This is a genomic window from Caballeronia sp. LZ034LL (genome assembly GCF_031451215.1).
In the GTDB taxonomy this organism is placed as follows: domain Bacteria; phylum Pseudomonadota; class Gammaproteobacteria; order Burkholderiales; family Burkholderiaceae; genus Caballeronia.
This window is the reverse complement of the sequence record NZ_JARUXR010000002.1, coordinates 109,357-131,437: the sequence shown is the minus strand read 5'-3', so window position 1 is coordinate 131,437 and position 22,081 is coordinate 109,357. Positions and strand designations below refer to the sequence as shown.

The window sequence follows — 22,081 nt, the reverse complement described above, 5'->3', positions numbered from 1 at the left end:
GCCTTTTGCGGATGGGTGATGCGCCTGACTCGTTGTGCTTACGCGATGCCCTCCGCCATGAGTGCCTCGACCCGCAGCCCATATACGCGATTCGCCGTGCCCGCGAGCAGCTTGCGGCGCGCCGCGTCCGGATAGCCGGCGCTCAGCAGCTTGAACGCGTTCCACATGGAGACGTAGTTGCAGCTGCCCTTGTCGACCGGGAAGTTGCTCTCGAACATCGCGCGGTCCGCGCCAAACAGCTCGATGCAGGTGCGCACATAGGGCGTCCAGCGTTCGACCAGCTCGACACAACTGGCGGGCTTCGCGGCATCGGCGAAAGACAAGCCGGTGCGCGGCATCGCCAGTCCGCCGATCTTCACGGCCACGTTATCGTTCGCCGCCACGCGTCCGAGCGAGCGGCTCCACTCCTCGCGCACCGCGGCGCGCTGATCGGCGTAAGGACCGATGCCCAGCGGACCGCCGCAATGATTCAGCACGATGGCAAGGCGCGGATGACGGCGCGCGAGTTCCGCGGCCTGGTCCAGTTGCGTGTGATAGACCCACAGGTCGAGCACGAGGCCCATCTCCGCGAGGATCGCGCAGTAGCGGTCGAGTTCGGGCGAGGCGATCAGGTGTTCATCGGCGCCGCCATGAGGCGCGGCGAAAGCCGGATCGGCATGCCATGCAGCGCGGACCCGCACGCCGCGCATGCGGCCCTGTCCGTCTTCGAGATGCGCTTCGAGCACGCCTTGCGGATTCGCGACGAAAGGATCGCCATACGCGACGATGCCCTTCACCAGCCCGGCATGACCATGCTGCAACTGCGCGGCGGCCTGCGCCTGCGCGACCGCGAAGCGCGTCTCGCCGGCCGGCTCGAAACCGGCGGGCGCGTCGTTGTCGAAATGCGCCTTGCACTCGACGAACACCGTGGCCAGCACGCGATGCCCTGCGTTCACATCCGCGACGAGTTCCGGCGCGTGATAGAACGCGCTCTCGACATCCCACAGATGATGATGCGGATCGATGATCGGCAGTTCCGGCTCCACGGCCGGCTCGGCGACCTGCGCGAGCCATTCGGGCCGCACGCGCGGGAAGTTGGCGTGTTCGTATTTCGCGTCGAACATGCGCGCTCCTCAGGCCGTAAGCGGCCAGAAGCCGCCGAATTGCCCGCTCAGATAGATGAGCGGCGCCATCGGCTGCTGCGACTCGATCTCCAGATGCTCGACCGCGCCGATCAGGATCGCGTGCGTGCCGAACTCCACGGTGTCGTGCACGCGGCAGGTGATCGACGCAATGCTGCCGTCGAGCGACGGCAGATTGTGGTCGTTCATGCGCCATGCGCCGTTGGCAAAGCGGGCGTCGCCGTCCGGCTTGCGCGAGAAGGCCACCGCGAGGTCCGCATGCTGCTGCGTCAGCAGGTTCACGCAGAAGGTGCCGCTGCGCAGGAGCGCATCGAACGCGGATGCATGCCGGTTCACCGAGACGACCAGCGCGGGCGGGTCCATCGTCAGCGAGGTGACGGCGGTGACGGTCATGCCGTGGCGCACGCCTTCATGCACCGTCGACACCAGCGCCACGCCGCCCGCGAGCCGGCGCATGGCCTGGCGAAAGCCGTCCTGCAAGGTGTCTTCGATGACAGGCGACGCGGCGGGCCGCGTCTGGAGATCGGCTTCGCTCATTGCGTGTTCTCCAGCTTGATGGGGATGTCGATATCGAGCATCGGCGCGTGCTGCTGCGAGCCGTACACGTCGGTGTCGCCGATATCGCCCGAGGAGATCAGGCGCGGCAGCGTCGCCTTGAACGCGCGCGCGGCGCGATACGGCGTGAACTGCACCTGCTCCGGCTTCACGCCATACAGGCGCGCGAAGAGTTGCGGCGTGAGCACGCCGGTGGCGGCGACGCGGTCGAAGATCTCGTCGGTTTCGAACACGATGTCGAGCGTGACCATGAACGGTCCTGCATTCTTGCTGCGGCACACGCTCGCAAAGTCCTTGATGGCTGGCATGTCAGGCTCCGATGGTTTCGTAACGGATCGGGAACAGCGACAGCGCGTTCTCCGGTTCGAGCAGATGGCACACGGAAAAGCGGTAGACCTGACCGAGATCGAGGTCGGACGGCGAGAACGGGATCGCCATGTTGCCTTCCTTGCAGAGCCGGCCCGGGAATTCCGAGTGCAGGATCGTGGTGCGCGCAATCGCCAGCACGGCCTTCGCGGTATCGCGGTCCTGCGCGACCACTTCCGCGACGATCGCCGTTTCGTGCGCATGGCGCTCGGCCTGCGGCAGCGGTTCGCGCTCGCCCATCACGCCGTTCTGGCCGTAGACGCGGAAGTTGAGCGTGTAGGTGTCGGACGGCGCGCCGAAAGCAGTCGCCTTCTCATCGACGATCTCGCGCGAGCGGGCCAGATAGCGGTCCATCTGCGCTTGCAGCACCGGGTCGCGCGTGGCGCACAGCGAGATGACGCGATGCCCGCGCGCCTCGACGCCTTCGAGCTTCACCGTGTACTTCGCGGGCTTCCAGCGCATGCCGGACACGCGCACCGCGCGCTCCGTGACGGCCTCGAACGAACATTCGGAGGTGTCGAGCATGCCGCCCGGCTCGTGGTGATGAATCGGGCTGCTGTTCTCATGCAGCGCGAAGTACGCTACCGAACGCGGCGTGCAGGCCTGCTCGGGGTGCATCGGTTCGAGTTCGACGTGATCTTCGCGGATGGTCGCAAGCAGACAGCCTTCGCGCTTCGGCAACGCCGGTTCGGCGCCGCATTCGAGCATCTTGCCCGCGTACCAGCCGAGCGCCGGCGAGAAGCCCGCGCGGATCGCCATCGCGGCCCACGGCGCCGGGTCGGTGCTGCGGCCCGAGAGGATCACCTGCGCGCCGGCGTCGAGGGCGGTGATGTACGGCTCCGGACCCATCGCGCCGACCACGCGCACGGCCTGTTCGACGAGTTCCGGCGTCAGTTCCGGCAGGCCGTAGAGCGGCCGGGTCTTGCCGGCGTTGACGTGTTCGAGCAGCACGTTCTTGGGCAATTCCGAATTGATCACCGCGAGCTTGAATGACAGACTTTCTTCCGCGGCGATTTCCTTGACGATATCGACCATCATCTGGAGATGCGGATCGCCGCCGGCGCCGCCGCAGGTGCTGACGATCACCGGAATGCCGCGCGGCACGGCGGCGGCCAGCATGATGCGCATGTCGCGCTTGGTCGCCATGCGCGACGTGAAGGACTCGCCCGAGGCGAGGTAGTACGGCCCCGGATCCGAACTGCCGCCGTCCGCGCCGATGAGATGCGGATTGCGCGCAAGCCCTGCTTCGAACGCGCTCTGCGCGAAGCCATAGCCGAGGATGGCCGTACTGCTGAGCAACCTGAGTTCTTCCATTGTGTGCGTGTCTCCGTTGTGCTTCTGGATGGAATCAAGCGTAATCAGATGGAACGGCGGCTGCTCGCATACCTGTTATGCATATCGGCTCGCTTCGGGCGACAATGCCCGGCAACCGAGGAGAACGAGGAGACCCGCACGTGGAGTTGAAGCAGCTGAAGTATTTCATGGTGGTGGCGCGCGAAGGCAGCGTCTCGCGCGCGGCCGCGATTCTGGGCATCAGCCAGTCGATGCTGACGCGCCATATCCAGATGCTCGAACAGGAACTGGGGCCGCCGCTGCTGTATCGGCACGGCCATGGCATGTCGCTCACGGAGGCCGGGCAGAAGTTTCTCGCGCGCGCGAACGACATCCTCGAACGCAGCGACGAGGCCGTGAACCACATGCAGGCCCTGCGTTCGGTGCCGGGCGGCACGGTCACGATGGGCATCCCGCCGATGCTCGGCGACTTCCTGCTGGTGCCGCTCGTCAAGCGCTTCCGCGCCGAATTTCCCGAGGTGCGCCTGCGCATGCGCGAGGGCTTGTCGGGCTACATGCTCGAATGGCTGCTGAGCGGCCAGCTGGATATCGGCGTGCTGTACAACATCGGGCCGCACAGCACGATCAGCATCGAGCCGCTGCTGTCCGACGACCTGCTGCTCGTCGGCCCGCCCGATGCGAGCATCCTCCAGCCCGCGATGGAGCCCATCCGCTTTGCCGACGCCGTGCAGCTGCCGTGGATACTGCCGGCGCGCCCGCATGGGTTGCGCACGCTCGTCGAGGATGCCGCGACCACGCGTTCGCTCACGCTGAACATTGCCTTCGAGATCGACGCGATGATGGCGATCTTCGAGCTCGTCGAGGCCGGCCTGGGCTTCTCGGTCGCGCCTTATGCGGCTGTGCGCGGCCGTATCGAGCGGGGCACGCTGAAGGCCCGGCCGATCATCGAGCCGACGTTGCCGGGCGTGCTCTCGGTGGCGTTCTCGCCGAAGAAGGAAGCCACGCTCGCCATGAAGGCGCTGTATCGCATCGTGCGCCAGGAGACCGATGCGCTGGTGCGCGCGGGCGTGTGGCGCTCGATCGCCTGAACGAGCTGGGGCATACTGTCGGCGCGCTTGCTGGTGCGCCGCCGATTCCCCGACACCCCGAGACCCGACCCGATGTCCGATGCCACGCCCGAACGACGACCCGCCACCGCGCATGACGTAGCCCGCGCGGCGGGCGTCTCGCAGTCGGCGGTGTCGCGTGCGTTCACGCCCGGCGCGAGCGTCTCGCCGGCCACGCGGGAACGCATCGTCGCGGCGGCGCGCGAACTGGGCTACCGGCCGAACCTGGTGGCGCGTTCGCTGATCACGGGGCGCGCGAACCTCATCGGCGTGACGGTGCCGGCCAATGCCAATCCGTTCTATCACGCCGCCCTCAACGCGCTCACGGCCGCCTTCGCGCGCGCGGGCTATGGCGTGCTGATGTTCACGAGCGACCCTTTGCTCGGCTCGGATCCCGTGCTCGATGAAGTGCTGCGCTATCGCGTGGATGCGCTGGTGCTGATCTCGACCAGCCTGTCCTCGCATTTCGCCGACGAGTGCATGAACATCGGGCTGCCGGTGGTGATGTTCAATCGCAAGACCGACAGCCAGGCCGCGTCCAGCGTGACGGGCCAGAACCGCGCGGGCGCGCGCACGCTCGCGGCGTTTCTGCACGCCGGCAAGCACAAGCGCTATGCGTATGTCACGGGGCTGGAGAGCTCGTCGACGAGCCGTGATCGCGAGGAAGGTTTCTTCGATTACTTGCGTGAGCAGGGCGTGAAGGCCATTGAACGGCGCGTGGGCCAGTACACGGCGGCGGGCGCGGAGGAAGCGGTGATCTCGCTGCTGTCCGCCACGAAGCCGCCCGACGCCATCTTCTGCGCCAACGACCACATGGCGCTGGCCGCGATCAGCGTGGCGCGCGCGCGCTTCGGGCTGAAGGTGGGCGACGAGGTGTCGATCGTCGGCTTCGATGATATCGACATGGCGCGCTGGCCCGTGTTCGACCTCACGACCTACAGCCAGCCGCTCGACGACATGGTGCAGCGCGCCGTCGCCGCGGTGCTTGCGCAACTGAACGGCACGCTCGATGCCGCGCTTCACGACGAAGCTCCTGGCGGGCTGATCGTGCGCGGCTCGGCGCGCAGGCCGCGCCGGGGTGTCGTGACGAACGATGACGGCACGCAAACCTGGGCCATGCCCGGGTAAACCTTAGCTTCGCTTTTCCCCACTGGAACTTGCCGATCACGCCAAAAGCGACTAATCTTCGCTCGTGTTGCATACGTATGCAATGAGGTTGCGCTCCCCACATCAACGAACAGAGACCAGGAGATGTCATGGCCAAGTGGCTGAAGCAAGGTGCGACTGCGGAAGTGATCAAGTCGGCGGCGAAGGAAGTGCGTGAGACGGTGGAGGCGACGCTCGCCGATATCGAGGAACGGGGCGATGCGGCCATTCGTGATCTGTCGATCCGTTTCGACAAGCTGGATCGCGAGGACTATCGTCTGACGCAGAAGGAGATTGACGACTGTCTCGCGCAGCTGTCGGCGCGCGACATCAAGGACATCGAGTTTGCGCAGACGCAGGTGCGCAACTTCGCGCGTCATCAGCGCGACTCGATCAAGGACATTGAAGTCGAGACGATGCCGGGCGTGATCCTTGGGCATCGCAACATTCCGGTGAATGCGGCGGGCTGTTACGTGCCGGGCGGAAAGTATCCGCTGCTGGCATCGGCGCACATGTCGGTGATTACGGCGCAGGTGGCCGGCGTGCCGCGCATCATCACGTGCGCGCCGCCGTTCCATGGCAAGCCGGCGCCGGCGATCGTCGCGGCGCAGCACATGGCCGGCGCGCACGAAATTTATTGTCTGGGCGGCATCCAGGCGGTGGGCGCGATGGCGATCGGCACGGCGAGCATTGCGCCGGTGGACATGCTGGTGGGCCCGGGCAATGCGTTCGTCGCGGAAGCGAAGCGCCAGTTGTTCGGCCGCGTGGGCATCGACTTGTTCGCGGGTCCGACCGAGACGCTCGTGATCGCCGATGAAAGCGTGGATGGCGAAATGTGCGCGACCGATCTGCTCGGCCAGGCCGAACATGGACCGGATTCGCCTGCCATCTTGCTGACGACGTCCGAGAAGCTTGCGAAGGAGACGATGGCGGAAGTGGAGCGCCTGCTGGGCATCCTGCCGACGGCGGATATCGCGCGCAAGTCGTGGGCGCAGTTTGGTGAAGTGATCGTGGCGGAGTCGGATGAAGAGATGGTGAAGATCGCCAATGATCTCGCGTTCGAGCACGTTCAGGTGATGACGCGCGATGTCGATTACTTCCTCGAGAACATGACGAACTTCGGCGCGCTGTTCCTGGGTCCGCGCACGAATGTGTCGTATGGCGACAAGGTGATCGGCACGAATCACACGTTGCCGACGAAGAAGGCGGCGCGTTATACGGGCGGCCTGTGGGTGGGCAAGTTCATCAAGACCTGCACGTATCAGAAGGTGTTGACGGACGAGGCATCGGCGCTGGTTGGCGAGTATTGCTCGCGACTGTGCGCGCTCGAGGGCTTCGCGGGTCATGGCGAGCAGGCGAACCTGCGTGTGCGTCGTTATGGCAAGCGTGATGTGCCTTACGCGAGCGCGGTGGCAGAGAGCCCGGCGACGGCGCTCTGATGCGATGCACCGCACGCCGCGCTTCGTGTGGGGCGTGGCGTGCGGTGCGGGTTTCATGTGCTGGCTTTTACGCGTGAGCGCTCAGACCGCCATGCAGAGGTACTTGATGACGACGTAGTCATCGATGCCGTAATGCGAGCCTTCGCGTCCGAGGCCGGATTGCTTGACGCCGCCGAACGGTGCGACTTCGTTCGAAATCAAACCGGTGTTGATGCCCACCATGCCATATTCGAGCGCTTCGGCGACGCGCCATACGCGGCCGATGTCGCGGCTGTAGAAGTAGGCGGCCAGGCCAAATTCGGTGTCGTTGGCCATGCGCACGACTTCTTCGTCGGAGCTGAACTTGAACACCGGCGCGAGCGGCCCGAAAGTTTCTTCCTTCGACACCTTCATGTCCGGCGTGACGTTCGTGAGCACGGTCGGCTCGAAGAAGCCGTGGCCGAGTGCGTGGCGCTTGCCGCCGGATACCAGTGAAGCGCCTTTCGAGAGCGCATCCTCGATGTGCGATTCGACTTTCTTCACGGCTGCTTCGTTGATCAGCGGTCCGAGCGCGACGCCGCTTTCAGTGCCGTTGCCGACTTTCATCTTGCCGACTGCCGCAGCGAGTTTCTGCGCGAACGCGTCGTAGACTTTTTCGTGGACGTAGAAGCGGTTCGTACAGACGCAGGTCTGGCCGCTGTTGCGATACTTCGAGGCGACGGCGCCTTCTACTGCTGCATCGATATCGGCGTCTTCGAAGACGATGAAAGGCGCGTTGCCGCCGAGTTCCAGTGTGACCTTCTTGACCGTCGGCGCGCTTTGCGCCATCAGCAGACGGCCTACGGCGGTGGAGCCGGTGAACGAAAGTTTGCGCACGATCGGATTGCCGGTCATTTCCTCGCCGATGGCTTTCGGGTCGCCGGTGAGGATGCTCAGCACGCCCTTCGGAATGCCGGCGCGTTCGGCGAGCACGGCCATCGCGAAGGCCGAGAACGGGGTGGCTTCTGCTGGCTTTACCACGATCGGGCAGCCGGCTGCGAGCGCCGGGCCGACCTTGCGGGTGATCATTGCTGCCGGGAAATTCCACGGCGTGATCGCCGCGCACACGCCGATGGGTTCCTTCGTCACGACAATGCGTTTGTCCGCTGCCGGAGTGGCGAGGGTATCGCCGGCAACGCGCTTGCCTTCCTCCGCGAACCATTCGATGAAGGATGCTGCGTAGGTGATTTCGCCTTTGGCCTCAGCGAGAGGTTTGCCTTGTTCAGTGGTGAGGATCAGCGCCAGGTCATCGGCGTTTTCTGTCATCAAGTCGAACCACTTGCGCATCAAGGTTGCGCGTTCCTTCGCGGTCTTCTTGCGCCATGCCGGCCAGGCAGCGTTTGCTGCTTCGATCGCACGGCGGGTTTCGGTGGTGCCCATCTTGGGCACGGAGCCAAGGGATTCGCCCGTCGCGGGGTTTTTTACTTCGAACGTTTCGCCGTTGTCGGCTTGTTGCCACTCACCATTGATGTAGGCTGCGTTGCGCAGCAGGGTCGGGTCTTTTAGTTGATCTTCCAAGTTCATTGTTTTCTCCGGGTTTTCTTTGGTTCGCCAGCGCTTCTGTAGACTTCCTGTATTCGCGTCGGTTTATTAGCACTGCCCCTCCCCGGGGCGGGGGTAACTTTCTTTGCTGCTGCAAAGAAAGTCACCAAAGAAAGCAGCTTTTTTCTCGCCCAGCGTCACCTAGCGGCACGACACAGAACCATGTTTCTGGCCCGGCAGTAGAGAGTGCCCTCATAGGCCACACCGGGCGTGGATCGCGGACCCACTGTGAAATCGCACCACAGAACAAACTGGTGCAGCCCTTGCATGCTCCGGCGCTGCGCTTCGCGCCGCCGTCCGGTCAATCGGGGCGTGGCTGCCCGTGCTTCCTTGCTAGTGGATCCATCTCATAGCTCTTGCCTCCCACCGGTTTCCCTTGCATACCCTCCGGCAGCGCGTAGCGCTGGGCCGGCGCTTTTAGGTGCTGCACCAGTTTGCTTGGGGGCGCGGTTGCACAGTGGGTCCGCGATCCACGCCCGGTGTGGCCTATGAGGGCACTCGCTAGTGCCGGGCCAGTGAGGCAGTTCTGTGTCGTGCCGTTACGTGACGCTGGGCGGTAAGAAAGCTGCTTTCTTTGGTGACTTTCTTTGCAGCAGCAAAGAAAGTTACCCCCGCCCCGGGAAGGGGCAGTGCTAATAGACCGACGCGAATGCGGGAAGTCCATAGAAGCGCTGGCGAACACAAGCAACCCACGCGAAGGACCAGAGCGAAGACCCCCGCCCCGGGGAGGGGCAGTACTAATAGACCGACGCGAAAGCGGGAAGTCCATAGAAGCGCAAGCGAGCAAACAGAACTCTCTACCGTGTCGCGGCGCCCCGCGCAAACCTCGGAGCATCATCCTGAATAGATTCCTCGAGAGAAGAAAGCTCAACCCCCGCCGCTTCCCTGAGCGGAACGATGGAAACAACCGAAATAACCGCGAGGAAAATAATGTAGCCAACAAGAGGCCAATACCCCCCTGCCCAGGCGATCAACATCGCCGCAATCACCGGAGTGGGCCCACTCCACGACACCGTGGCAAGCTGATAAGCCAACGACACCCCGCTATACCTTACCCCCGACGAATATTGCTCGGCAAAAAGGCTAGGCTGTGCCGCCTGAACAGACCCTTCTCCAACCGCCATCGCAAGACTCATAGCAAGCACGATCAGCGGATAGCTTCCGGTATTGAGCAACATGAAGTACGGGTAAATGAACAGCCCAAGAAAAATCATCCCACCCATAAAAACCCGCTTACGCCCGATGCGGTCCGACAGCGCCCCAAACGTAGGATGGGCCACCAACGTACACGCCGCCGCAATCATCAACGCCCGCAACGCGTCACTCCGCGGCAAATGCAGGTTCTGCGTGAGATAAACCAGCGAATACACCGCCACCACATAAAAGCCCGCACACTGCACCGCCTGCGAGGCCACGAGCAAGAACGTCGTACGCTTATGACGCTTCAGCAGCGTCGCAATCGGCACACTCGGCGTGTCATGCGTGCGGCGCATGCGCTCGATGCTCGGCGATTCCGCCAGTCGCCGCCGAATCACAATCCCCACCACCACCAGAATCCCCGACAACAGGAACGGCACCCGCCAGCCCCACGCAGCAAACTGCTCCGGCGTCGTCAACGCAGTCGTCGCCGCCATCGCGCCCGTCGAAAGAATCAATGCGCCCGGAATGCCCATCTGCGGCCAGCTGCCATAAAAGCCGCGCTTCCCGGCAGGCGCATGCTCGATCACCATCAAGGTCGCGCCACCCCACTCGCCACCCACCGCGAAACCCTGCACGAAACGCAATACGGTCAGCAAAATCGGCGCAGCAATGCCCGCGCTCGCATACGTCGGCAACAAGCCAATCAGGAACGTCACGCCGCCCATCATCGTGAGACTAAGGACCAGCATCGCCTTGCGGCCAATCCGGTCGCCAAAATGCCCGAACACCGCTCCTCCCACCGGCCGCGCAATGAAGCCCACCGCAAAGCTCGCAAGCGATGCAATCGTGCCCGCCACCGGATCGAACGTCGGAAAGAACAGCTTGCTGAAAACGAGCGCCGCCGCGGACGCGAAGATGAAGAAGTCGTACCACTCGAGGGTCGTGCCGATGGTGCTCGCAAGCGCCACACGCCGGATGTCGGCGATTTCTGCCATGTCTGTCTCCAAGGGGTGCGCCCGGTCAGGCCGGGCGCTTTGTTCTTGCTTGATCGATGGTGTGAAGCCTTAGCCCGCCTTGCGCCCCGCCTCGCCATTCACGCCCGCGAAAGCCTGCTTGCGCCAATCGCCCGCATCCGGCTTCGACAGGCCAAGGTTCTCGCGCAACGTCGTGCCGTCGTAGTCCTTGCGGAACACGCCGCGACGCTGCAACTCCGGCACCACCTGACGCACGAAATCCTCATAGCCGCCAGGAACGTGCGTCGGCGAAATCACGAAGCCATCGCATCCGCCTTCGACAAACCATTGCTCCATCTGGTCAGCCACCGTCTTCGCCGTACCCGCGAACACCGGGAACTCATTCAGGCGCGCACGATTCGAGAACTCGACGAAGTCACGCACCGACGGATTCTGCTTGCCCGACAACATCACCACGCGATCGCGGAAACCCGTCCAGCCCGAAATGGCCTTCATCTCGGCATCGGTGAACGGCGCGTCGTAGTCGCGCTTCGAGAAGTCCGTGTTGAGCACTTCGCACAGCAGCGTCAGCGAGTCGATCGGCTTCGCCAGCGAATCGATGTATTCACGCTCCTGCTGCGCAATCTCTTCCGATTCGGAGACCACCGTGTAACACGCCGTCGATACCTTGACCTTCTCCGGATCACGCCCCGCCGCCGACACCGCCTGCTTCAGCTCGGCATACTGCTTCTTGCCCGCTGCAAGGTTCGGGTACACGACGAAGATCAGCTCGCCCCAACGCGACGCAAACGCACGGCCACGGCCGCTCTGCCCCGCCTGGATCAACACCGGATGACCCTGCTGCGAACGCGGCACCGTGAGCGGTCCGCGCGACTTGAAGTACTCGCCCTTGTGATCCAGTCGATGCACCTTGGCCGGATCGGCAAAACGGCCGCTCTCCTTGTCGAGAATCAGCGCATCGCTTTCCCACGAATCCCAATGACCCATCACGGTCTCGAGGAATTCGTCGGCGCGATCGTAGCGCAAGTCATGCTCGAGATGCATGTCGCGACCGAAGTTTGCCGCCTCCGAATCGTTCAGTGACGTCACCACGTTCCACGCAACACGGCCCTTCGTCATCAGGTCCAGCGTCGCGAAGTGGCGCGCGATGTGGTACGGCTCGTAGTAGGTCGTCGAATACGTGGCGCCAAGGCCCAGGTGCGTCGTGGCCATCGCCATCGCGGTCACGATCGGCGACGGGTCCATCTTCACGGCGCGTACACCGTGCTCCACCGTCTGCGCGTGATCGTTGCCGTAGATGTCCGGCATCGCCAGACGATCGTCGAAGAAGGCCAGATGGAACTTGCCCTCCTCCAGCGTGCGCGCAATGCGCTGGTAATACTCCGGCGACATGAAGTCCTGCATCGCGCCGCTATGACGCCAGGAGCCGGGATAGGTCGAGCAGTTCTGAGCCTGCAGGAAACCGATGAGCGTCATCTGACGCGAAGTGTTGTTTGCCATGTTGAGCATGCCTCCTTGTTCTTGTCGGCGTTATCAGACGCCGGGAATTTCAATCGTCAGCAACGGTGCGTGCTGCTGCGCGCCGAATGTGTCGCGCTCGCCCACGCTGCCCTGCGCCCACGAACGCTTCAGCGTCAGCTTGAAAGCTCGCGCCGGGTCGAAGAACATCAGGGTCACGATGTCTTCCTTCGTCACGTTGTACAGCTTGCAGATCAGCGCCTCGGTCAGCACCCCGCTGGCCTTCACGCGTTCGTACAACTCCACTTCGTCGAAGATCACGTCGAACGTGATCTCGAATGGACCCGAGTTCTTGCTGCGCACCACCTTCGCCAGTTCGCGCAGCGTCTTGTTTTGTGTCTGCGTCGTGCTCATGCGCCTACCTCCACGATCTCAACCGGAAACAGCGACTCCGCCGAGTCGATCTTCATCACGTGATACACCGTGAACTTGCACACCGGACCAATCGGGTTCTCCGGCGGGTTCAACGGAATCGCGAAGTTGCCAGCGGTCGCCACCTGACCCGGATACGGCGTGTGCAGCACATCGATACGCACGCTGCTGCAAATTGCATTCGCCAGTTCCTGGTTTGCTGCGGTGACTTCACCCAGCAAGCCGATCTCGTGCGGCACCGCTTGTATCTGCGGCTCGAAGCTGCCCATCACGCCGTTCTTGCCGTACACGTGGAAATTCAGCGTCGCTTCGCCCGAGCACAGCTCAGGATAGGTCTCGTGCGCCTGCTGCTTGATGCCTTCGAGGAACGTGTCGATCTGCTCGACTAGGATCGGATCGCGAATCCCGCCGATGAAGATCGTGCGCATGCCCACTACACCCGCGCCTTCGAGCTTCACCGTGTAGTCGTCGGCCGGAATGAAGCGGCTGCCGCGCACCCGCACCGCCCGCTCCGTGAGCTGTTCGTAGGTCGCCTCGCGCAGATCCAGCACCCCGCCCGGTCCCGTCAGCAGGTCCGGACGCGTCTTCTCGTACAGCGTGTGCGCCGCCACCGAAGCCGGCGTGCAGCGCTCGCGCGGGTTCATCGGTTCGAGGTCGAAGCTGTCGCGACGGATCGTCGCCAGGATGACCTTGCCCTTTGGCTCTGCGCAGTTCGCTCCGCACTCGACGATCTTGCCCATGTGCCAGTAAATGCCCGGCTCGATTCCGTGCAGCATGCACAGTCCCGCGAACGGCGCCGGATCGTAGGCACGGCCCGCCACGATGATGTCCAGATCGGGATGCTCGCGCAGTGCTTTTGCGAAGGGCTCCGCACCCATCTGCGCGACGATATGCGACGACGCGCCCACATCCGACACCTGCAACTCCGGCGCCGATGCGCACGGCGTGATGCGGCCTTCACCCATGGCATCGCGCACATACGAGGGATCCACGTCCGAATAGATCTTGGCGATCTTGAAGCGATAACCGTCACGCTTCGCGATCTCTTCGATCACGTCGACCATGAAGTCCACGTGCGCGCGAATGCCGGGGCCGCCGGCCGAACTGATATAGATCGGCACCTTGCGCGTCGCGCAGGCTTCGAGCATCAGCGAGAGATCGCGCAGATAGGCTTCGCGCGTCACCAGCGTCTTCGGCAAGCCGAGCAGATAAGGACCGGGGTCGGTAGAACCGCCATCGACGATCATCGCGTCGGGCCTTTGATCGATGCCGCGCCAGAAGTCGGCCGCCGGGATGCCGTAGCCCAGGATGCCGTTCGGCGTCAGGATCTTGATTTCGTCCTTCATGAAGTCTCCTTGCGATTCTTCGGAGCGCCGCATGCTTCGGCATGACGCAAGAGGCGCAGTCGTATGAACCGATTATGTCGACGCCCACGCCACGACACTATTTGCTTTATGAGATAGACTCATAGACATTCCTGATAAAACCCGGAGACCTTGGGCCATGACGTCCGACAAGCCGGACGAAGCCGCGCATGCCGCGGCGCCGGTCACGCTGCGTTTCGACCTCGTCGAACTGGAGACTTTTCTTGCGGTGGTGGAACTGGGCAGCTTCAGCGCCGCCGCCAGGCGTCTGCATATCTCCCAGCCTTCCGTGACGGCCCGCGTGCAGCGGCTCGAATCGACCTTGAAGACCCGGCTGCTCGTGCGCACCACGCGTCACGTGGAGCCGACCGCCGCCGGCAAGCGCTTGCGCGAGCACGCCGAAGCCGCGCTGCGCGACCTGCGCAAGCTGCTGACCGAATTTCAGGCCGATGCCGAAGCCGCGCGGCTGCGCGTAGTCGTCGCCGCCACGCCGATGATCTCGGCCGTCATGCTGCCCTCGCTGATCCATTCCTTCTGCCAGCGCTATCCGGACGTGCAGATCCAGTTGCGCGACCTGCAATATGAAGACGTGGTCGCGAGGATCGAGAGCAGCGAGGCGGATCTCGCGGTCGTCGCGTTCGATAACGACTCGAGCAAGCTGAGTTTCGAAGCGCTCACGGAAGAAGACATGCTGGTCGTGGTGCCGACCTCGCATGCGCTCGCGCCCGCCGGCGAAGTGACGCTGGAGCAGCTCGCGCAAGTGCCGCTGATGCTGCTGGACCGCTATTCGATCCTGCGCGAGCGGCTCGCCGACGAGTTCGCGAAACGCGGTCTCGCGCTGCGGCCGATGCACCACGCCGCCAACCTGAGCACGCTGCTCGGCATGGTGGACGCGGGTCTGGGAGCCACCTTCCTGCCGCGCTCGATGGCGCAGCGCTACGCGCGCGACACCCGCGCCACGCTCCAGGTCACCGACGTCAAGCTGATGCGCAGCTTCGGCATTCTGCATTCGCGCGATGCGGACCTGAGCGCCGCCGCGCTGAGCTTCGTGCGGCATTTGCAGGCGAACTTCGGCGCGACGCTGAGCAGCGACGCGGCGCAGGCCTGAGACCATGATGCGAGCGCTTGCCACCTATCAAAGCGCTCATCTATCCGCTCATCTATCCGTTTTCTCGATCAATCCATCGCGACTTCGAAATTGTTCTGCGGGACGCGCGACTCTAGACTGGGATCATGAAGTGCAGATGCCATGCGCTCATCTCATTCCGGAGACTTTCATGACGCTCAAGAACAATCAGACCTTCCGCGACGCACTGTCGGCTTTCCCGAGCGGCGTCACCATCGTGTCGACGACCGACGAAGCAGGCCGCCACTGGGGCTTCACCGCCAGCTCGTTCTCGTCCGTATCGATGGACCCGCCGCTCGTGCTGGTGTGCATCGCCAACAAGGCGGATTCGCACGCGGCCTTCGTCACCGCGCAGCGCTACGCGATCAACATCCTCTCGCAGGATCAAAAGGATGTCGCGATGCACTTCGCGCGCAAGGGCGTCGACAAGTTCGCCCCGCACGGCTTCCGCTACGGCACCGAAGACAATCCGCATCCGCCCGTGCTGCCGGGCTCGATGGCCTCGCTCGTGTGCGTCGCGCGCGACGTGCACGAAGCCGGCGATCATACGGTGCTGATCGGCGAGATCCAGGAAGTCGAGCTGTGCGAAGCCACGCCGCTCGTCTACTACAACCGGGGTTTTCGCAGCCTCGAACTCGAAACCGAAGATTCACTTTCCTGAGCGCATCGCATGAACGCATTCAGTTTCACCACGGTTCCCTCGCTCATCGTCGAATACGGCAGCGCCCGGCGGCTCGGCGCGCTGCTGCGCGAGCGCTATCGCAACGAAAGCCGCGTCGTGCTCGTGACCGACCGCTTCCTCAATCAAAGCGGCCTGATCGCCCCCGCACTCGACGACCTCGCGACCCAGGGCTGGGACGTCACCGTCATCGATGACGTCGTCGCCGATCCGCCCGATCACGTCGTGCTCGACGCCGCCGCGCGCGCGAAGGCCAGCGGCGCGCAGATCGTGCTGGGGCTCGGCGGCGGTTCGTCGATGGACGTCGCCAAGCTGATCGCCGTGCTGTGCGCAAGCGAGCAGCCGCTCGACAAGATGTATGGCGTCGGTAACGTGGAAGGCCCGCGTCTGCCGCTCGTGCTGATTCCGACCACGGCGGGCACCGGCTCCGAAGTCACGGCCATCTCCATCGTCACGACCGGCGCGACCACCAAGAGCGGCGTCGTTTCGCCGATTCTGTATCCGGACATCGCGCTGCTCGACGCCGAACTCACGCTCGGCCTGCCGCCGCAGGCGACCGCGGCGACCGGCATCGATGCGATGGTGCACGCGATCGAGGCCTATACTTCGGCGCGCCTGAAGAACCCGCTGTCCGACATGCTCGCCAAGGAAGCGCTGCGCCTGCTGTATGCGAACCTGCTGCCGGCCTGCCGCGACGGCAAGGACCGCGCCGCTCGCGAAGCCATGCTGCTCGGCGCGACGCTCGCCGGCCAGGCGTTCTCGAATGCGCCCGTCGCCGCGGTGCATGCGCTCGCCTATCCGCTCGGCGGACACTTCCACGTGCCGCATGGACTGTCGAATGCGCTCGTGCTGATGCACGTGCTGCGCTACAACGCGTCCGCCGCTGCCGCGCTCTATGCGAAACTCGCGGACGTGCTCGGCTGCGCGGCCCCCGGCGACAGCGCCGAAGCGAAGACCGAAGCCTTCGTCCAGGCGATGCAGACGCTCGTCAACGAGACCGGCATTCCGCGCACGCTGCGCGAAGTGGGCGTGGAGGAATCGCATCTGCCGATGCTCGCCTCCGACGCGATGAAACAGCAGCGCCTGCTCATCAACAATCCGCGCGAGATGACGGAAGCCGCCGCGTTGGACATCTACAAGGCTGCGCTATGAACGCGCTGTCGCAACCGGTCAAACCCTTGCGCATTGCGTTCGTGCAGTCGTGCTGGCATCGCGAGATCGTCGATCAGTGCCGGTTTGCGTTTCTTGCGCGCGTCGCGGAACTGGGTTTCGATGCGGGCGCTGTCGAGTGCTTCGAAGTTCCCGGAGCGTTCGAACTGCCGCTGCACGCGAAGCTGCTCGCCACGCGCGGCGGTTTCGATGCGGTGGTGGCAGCGGGACTGGTCGTCGATGGCGGGATCTATCGTCATGAGTTCGTTGCGCAGGCGGTCATCAACGGGTTGATGCAGGTCCAGCTCGACACGCTCACGCCGGTGTTCTCGGCGGTGCTGACGCCGCACCACTTTCATGCAGGCGACGAGCATCTGCGCTTCTTCCACGATCACATGAACGTGAAGGGCCGTGAAGTGGCGAATGCTTGTATCGAAACTTTGGAGCGTGTGGCGCTTCTCGTCTGATCACTCGCTTCAGTAATGACGAAGGCATCCGGTTTTTTTAATCGGATGCCTTTTTTATTTTCATTCTAGATTAATGATGCCTATAGGCATTAATTGATTCAGATACCTGTTCTTGACTGCGTGCGCACTCTGAATAATTAGGAAAAGTCGCGTTATATCGCATGCACTCGCGGGGATACATTGACAGTCGGTCGAATACGCAATCCGCGTGTTCCGTTTCAAATCGATTGTCGAGGTCTCATCGTGTCGAATGCCGGGTTACTGAATAACGGGATGCTTGGTCCAGCCGCTGGCGCACGACGCCGACAGTAATAACCTGGGCACCGGAACGCAAGCGACATGACGATGCTGGCAGTGAACCACCTGACGCCGGTGGTCGGCATCGACGTGCATTGGGTCAATCTCCCGCCGTCGCCCGCGCCGGTTCCGCTGCCGCACCCGCATGTGGGCGTCGTGCTGGACCTGCGCGAGTACGCGAATGCTGCGCTGGCGGTGATGGGCAGCATCGTGTTCAGCTTCGTCGAGGAGCAGATCGCCGATGTGATGCAAAGCGATCTGGTCCAGTCGGGCCTGGGCGCCGTCGATGCCGTCATGAACAATGACGCCGTCAAAGGCGGCATGGACGCGCTGAAAGCGGCGAACGCGCTGCAGCGCAAGGTGAGCGATGCCTTGGGCGGCCACGTCGGGTTGGGCGGCGGGGGCGCGCCGGTCACGATCAACGGCTTGCTGCGCGCGACGGCGGGCACGCACACTTTCCACGCGCCCGGCCTGCACTTTCCGTTGGGCGCGGGCTTTGCCGCATCGGATGCGCGGGGACCGTCGCAGGATGCGGAGTCGTTCATGGGCAGCCGCACCGTGCTGGCCAATGGCGACCCGATGTCGTTCGAGGCGCTGCCGGCGTTGAGTTGCTGGTGCGCCGGCATGCTGCCGATGTCGCACAACAGCGCGCATACGGAACGCAAGTACATGTCCTTGCCCACGGCGACGATGCTGCCCATCCCGGCTGATCGTCCCGTGCTGGTGGGCGGCCCGCCCGTGATGAACATGATGGCGATGGCGGCCGGACTGTTCAGGGCGTTTCGCGGCTCGGCGCTGGCCAAAAGGCTGTTCAAGAACTTCCCGTCGGGCTTCATCAAGTGCGTGATCTTCGACGCGGAGCCGGTCAACTCGATCACCGGTGAAGTGGTGGTGCAGCAGCACGATTTCACCATCGACGGGCGCTTGCCGCTGGTGTGGGATCGCTACTACGCGAGTCACGACGCCTTCCCGGGAAGCCTGGGCCGCGGCTGGCGCAGTCCGGCCGACATTCGCGTGGACTTGCTGCGCGATGAAGGTCACGAGAAGGCGCAATACAGCGCGGCGGTCACGTTCGCCGATCACGCCACCGCGTTCGATCAGATGCCGCACAAAACCGGATGGCCCGCTCGGACGCATGACCGCCAGCATGGTCACGCGCTTTATATCGAACACGACGAACTGCGCATTCGTACGCGGGCGGGTCTCGAATACGCGTTCTTGCTGCCGGACGATTGGCGCGCGCGCGTGCCGGTCGTGGACCGGGGGCAGACGCTGGGTCTGCCGTTATCCCGGATGGCCGACCTGAATGGCAACGCCTGGCATATCGAGCGGCGCACCGATGCGCTTCACCACGGCGTGTCGATGCGCTTCATCGAATACGCGGGAGGCCGTCCCACGGGGCGCGAGCTGCGTGCTGCCTCGGGCATCGTCGCGGGCTGTCTCGGGGCGTTCGCGCTGCACGATGCACAAGGCGGCGTGCATCCGCTGGTCACGTATCGGCAAGACGCGCTGGGTAATTTGGGCGCCGTGCTCGATGCGCACGACGCGCCCTACTGTTTCGAGTATGCGCAGCACCAGATGGTGAGGCATACCGATCGCAACGGCCTGTCGTTCTACTACAGCCATGCGATGCACGAGGACGGCCAATGGCGCGTGAGCCACGCATGGGGCGACGGCGGCCTGTACGACTACCACTTCGAGTACGACCTGGCGCATCTGGAGACGCGCTTCACGGATTCGCTGGGCCATCTCACGGTGCTGCAATACAACGAGCAGCGATGGCCGGTGGCGCGCATCGATGGTGCGGGCGGCGTGCGCAGCTATCAATACGATGGCGAGGGCCGCACGATCGCGGAAATCAACCCCGCAGGCAACGCGACGGAATGGGAGTACGACGGGTACGGCAACCTGCTCGCGCACCGGCTGCCGGATCGCACGGTGGTGCAGACCGCGTATGACGAACAGCATCGGCCGGTCGCGATCACCGATCCCGAAGGAGGCGTCTGGCGCCAGGTCTGGGATACGCGCGGCAATCTGATCGAACAGGTGACACCGTCGGGGTGTTCGAGCGCGTTCGCTTATGACGCGCTTGGGCAGCTGACGCAAGTGGCGGATGCGGCGCGGCGTTGCACGACGCTGAACTACGACGCGTATGGCTATCTGGCCAGTCTGACCGATGCACTGGGACGCGTCACGCACTTCGCTCACAATGCGCGCGGAAATCTGCTCCACCGTGAAGCGCCGGGCGAAGGAACAACCCGCTATGCATGGGACAAGAAGGACCGTCTGATTCTCTGCGATCTTCCCAGTGGGGCATGGGTGCGTTGCGAGTATGACGGCGAGGACAACCTCATCCGCTACGAAGACGAAGCGCGGCAGGAAACGCGCTTCACGTATTACGGACAGGGGCAGCTTCAGACGCGCACCGATCCGGACGGCAGCGTCACCCGCTATCACTACGATACGGAAGAACAGCTGATTGGCGTGAGCAATCCGCTTGGACAGACCTGGCATTTGAAACGCGATGCAGCGGGCCGGTTGATCGAGGAGATCGACTACTTCGGGCAGGCGCGCCGCTATGGGTACGATCCGGCGGGACACTTGACGCGTACTGTCGATCCGCTCGGGCGCGTGCTGACCATCCGCTGCGATCCGTTGGGAAGGATCGTGAGTCGCATCGCGGAGAGCAGCGGCGAGGACGAGCACTACGCCTATAACAAGCGCGGTCAGTTGATCGAAGCGCGCAATGCGCATGCGGCGATCGAGCGCGATTACGACCTCGACGGGCGGCTCACGAGCGAGACGCAGAAGCACGCCGATACGCTCGGCAGCTTGACCTACGAGTACGACGCGGCGGGTCAGTTGCAGATTCAGCAGCGCGAGATGCGTGGCTTGAATGGCGACGTGTGTTATCGGCAGACGCTCAGCCATGAATACGATGAGTCGGGATTGGCTCGCACGCTGAGCATCGATACGCATGAACCGATCCGCTTCACGCATGATCTGGCGAGCCGCTTGAGCGGGATCGAGTTCGCACCCGGACTCGATCATGCGTTCAGCTACGACAGCGCGGGGCGGCTCGCGCGACAGACCGCGCGGCGTGCGGGGCATCGCGAGACGCATATCGGCTATGAATATGACGTCAGTGGAAATCTGATCACTCGCAGCGATAGCCGGCTCGGGGTGGATCGGTATCGATACGATCCGCTGGGGAGAATCGTCGCGCATACGGATCCGGGGCAGCGCCTGCGTCGGTATGTGTATGACGCGCAAGGTGATCGCTTCTCGCAAGTGCGCGCGACCGAGCAGGGCCGTGAGTGGCACCATCCGGACGGCGCGCGCTGGTGGCTGGATGCGGCGGGGCAGCTGAGCGAGCGTACGCATCCTGCGCGGGGCGTCGAGCGGTTCACGTGGGACGTGTTCGGGCGCATGGTGGGTTTCGAGAACACCGCAAACGAGCGATGGGTGTATCGATATGACGCGCTCGGTCGGCGTATCGGCAAGCAGGCGGCGGATGTCAGGCCGGAAACCGGGCAGAAGCATCGCGACGAAGGGGCGCGGACCTGGTTCCTGTGGGACGGCGATGCAATGGCCGGCGAGGTGCGGCGGACGGCGCTCGGCGAGCGTGAAGCGCGGTTTTACGTGTATCGGCTGGATAGCTTTGAGCCCTTGGCGATGCAGGTCGATGATGGGGCCTGCAAGCGGATTTATTTCTATCAGAATGATCCGAATGGTGCGCCAGTCAGGCTAAGCAGCGCGGACGGTGACATCGTTTGGGAAACGCACTACAGTGTGTCGGGCGGGATCGATCGGTGCGAAACGCGGAAGGTCGAGCAGGCGATTCGGTTGCAGGGGCAGTATTTCGATCATGAGTCGGGGCTGTATTACAACCGGTATCGGTATTTTGATCCGGGTACGGGCAGTTTCATTAGTCAGGATCCGATCGGCCTAGCGGGAGGTACCAATCCTTACCAGTTTGCATCCAACATCTTTGGTTGGATTGATCCAAACGGACTACAGAAGAAAAATAAAGGGAAAACGGTATTCAGATATCTCAGTTCAGAAGACTTGGATCAACTTAAGAGTGGATTGGGCCTAAAGCCGAAAGGAAATTCGAAGTCGATTTCTGAGCATGTAAAGGGAAAACCAACTTGCCATATCTCCGCATCAGAATCTGCAGGGGCGGCAAGCATATTTGACTCAGGAAATGGTCTTGCTAAGATTGATGTTGATAAAGCCACAGCGGGAGGCACAACCTTTATTGATCACAATAACGTGTTGCAAGCTGTAAGCGGAAAAGATAGGTCACTGACCGATCGACGTAATGTAAGAAGAGCGGAGGAAGTGCTCTTCCGAGGTGGTGTTCCAATCGACGCAATCACGAATCTTGGTGATTTGATAAAATAAGT

The 22,081-nt window shown here is 63.3% G+C and carries 17 protein-coding genes; 8 read left to right on the top strand and 9 right to left on the bottom strand.

The window, feature by feature from the left end; all coding sequences use genetic code 11:
• Positions 1-38: 38 nt before the first annotated feature.
• The 4 genes from QCE83_RS14990 to QCE83_RS14975 are packed head-to-tail and all read right to left on the bottom strand — an operon-like array spanning position 39 to position 3,356.
• Positions 39-1,103, bottom strand: a complete 1,065-nt coding sequence (locus QCE83_RS14990) for an amidohydrolase family protein (RefSeq protein WP_309812095.1) — start codon at positions 1,101-1,103, stop codon at positions 39-41.
• A 9-nt stretch (positions 1,104-1,112) separates the two neighbouring features.
• The gene (locus QCE83_RS14985; RefSeq protein ID WP_309812091.1) at positions 1,113-1,658 is read right to left on the bottom strand and encodes a flavin reductase family protein; all 546 of its coding nucleotides are present in this window, start codon (positions 1,656-1,658) and stop codon (positions 1,113-1,115) included.
• Entirely contained in the window at positions 1,655-1,984 is a 330-nt protein-coding gene (locus QCE83_RS14980) for a DUF4387 domain-containing protein (RefSeq protein WP_309812088.1), read from the bottom strand. Before QCE83_RS14980 ends, QCE83_RS14985 begins: the two co-directional genes overlap by 4 nt.
• 1 nt (position 1,985) lies before the next feature.
• Positions 1,986-3,356, bottom strand: a complete 1,371-nt coding sequence (locus QCE83_RS14975) for an acyclic terpene utilization AtuA family protein (protein ID WP_309812086.1) — start codon at positions 3,354-3,356, stop codon at positions 1,986-1,988.
• A 140-nt stretch (positions 3,357-3,496) separates the two neighbouring features.
• Between QCE83_RS14975 and QCE83_RS14970 the strand changes: the two genes are divergently transcribed.
• The 3 genes from QCE83_RS14970 to hisD all read left to right on the top strand — a co-directional run bounded on the left by QCE83_RS14970 (position 3,497) and on the right by hisD (position 7,026).
• Entirely contained in the window at positions 3,497-4,423 is a 927-nt protein-coding gene (locus QCE83_RS14970) for a LysR family transcriptional regulator (RefSeq protein ID WP_309812085.1), read from the top strand.
• 72 nt (positions 4,424-4,495) lie between these two features.
• Entirely contained in the window at positions 4,496-5,569 is a 1,074-nt protein-coding gene (locus tag QCE83_RS14965) for a LacI family DNA-binding transcriptional regulator (protein ID WP_309812081.1), read from the top strand.
• A gap of 128 nt (positions 5,570-5,697) precedes the next feature.
• A complete protein-coding gene (gene hisD, locus QCE83_RS14960) occupies positions 5,698-7,026 on the top strand; it encodes a histidinol dehydrogenase (RefSeq protein ID WP_309812078.1) in 1,329 nt (442 codons plus the stop codon).
• Positions 7,027-7,107: 81 nt separating this feature from the next.
• Here hisD and QCE83_RS14955 read toward each other — a convergent pair whose 3' ends face one another.
• From QCE83_RS14955 to QCE83_RS14935, 5 genes are all read right to left on the bottom strand, one after another.
• Entirely contained in the window at positions 7,108-8,568 is a 1,461-nt protein-coding gene (locus QCE83_RS14955; protein ID WP_309812075.1) for an NAD-dependent succinate-semialdehyde dehydrogenase, read from the bottom strand.
• 815 nt (positions 8,569-9,383) lie between these two features.
• Entirely contained in the window at positions 9,384-10,721 is a 1,338-nt protein-coding gene (locus QCE83_RS14950; RefSeq protein WP_309812072.1) for an MFS transporter, read from the bottom strand.
• 69 nt (positions 10,722-10,790) lie between these two features.
• Positions 10,791-12,200: an LLM class flavin-dependent oxidoreductase gene (locus tag QCE83_RS14945; protein WP_309812068.1), complete on the bottom strand. Its 1,410-nt coding sequence runs from the start codon at positions 12,198-12,200 to the stop codon at positions 10,791-10,793.
• A 33-nt stretch (positions 12,201-12,233) separates the two neighbouring features.
• On the bottom strand, positions 12,234-12,572 hold the full coding sequence (locus QCE83_RS14940; RefSeq protein ID WP_309812065.1) for a DUF4387 domain-containing protein: 339 nt from the start codon (positions 12,570-12,572) through the stop codon (positions 12,234-12,236).
• Positions 12,569-13,936, bottom strand: a complete 1,368-nt coding sequence (locus QCE83_RS14935) for an acyclic terpene utilization AtuA family protein (protein WP_309812061.1) — start codon at positions 13,934-13,936, stop codon at positions 12,569-12,571. The genes QCE83_RS14940 and QCE83_RS14935 overlap by 4 nt, the downstream gene beginning before the upstream one ends.
• A gap of 157 nt (positions 13,937-14,093) precedes the next feature.
• On the opposite strand from QCE83_RS14935, the gene QCE83_RS14930 reads away from it, so the two are divergent.
• From QCE83_RS14930 to QCE83_RS14910, 5 genes are all read left to right on the top strand, one after another.
• Positions 14,094-15,062, top strand: coding sequence for a LysR family transcriptional regulator (locus QCE83_RS14930; RefSeq protein WP_309812059.1), 969 nt, complete (start codon positions 14,094-14,096; stop codon positions 15,060-15,062).
• A gap of 169 nt (positions 15,063-15,231) precedes the next feature.
• On the top strand, positions 15,232-15,741 hold the full coding sequence (locus tag QCE83_RS14925; protein ID WP_309812056.1) for a flavin reductase family protein: 510 nt from the start codon (positions 15,232-15,234) through the stop codon (positions 15,739-15,741).
• A gap of 9 nt (positions 15,742-15,750) precedes the next feature.
• Positions 15,751-16,911: an iron-containing alcohol dehydrogenase gene (locus QCE83_RS14920; protein ID WP_309812053.1), complete on the top strand. Its 1,161-nt coding sequence runs from the start codon at positions 15,751-15,753 to the stop codon at positions 16,909-16,911.
• Positions 16,908-17,375, top strand: a complete 468-nt coding sequence (locus QCE83_RS14915) for a 6,7-dimethyl-8-ribityllumazine synthase (RefSeq protein WP_309812050.1) — start codon at positions 16,908-16,910, stop codon at positions 17,373-17,375. The genes QCE83_RS14920 and QCE83_RS14915 overlap by 4 nt, the downstream gene beginning before the upstream one ends.
• A gap of 339 nt (positions 17,376-17,714) precedes the next feature.
• Positions 17,715-22,079 (top strand): RHS repeat-associated core domain-containing protein, encoded by a 4,365-nt coding sequence (locus QCE83_RS14910; RefSeq protein WP_309812047.1) that lies wholly within the window; start codon positions 17,715-17,717, stop codon positions 22,077-22,079.
• The last annotated feature ends 2 nt before the right edge of the window (positions 22,080-22,081 follow it).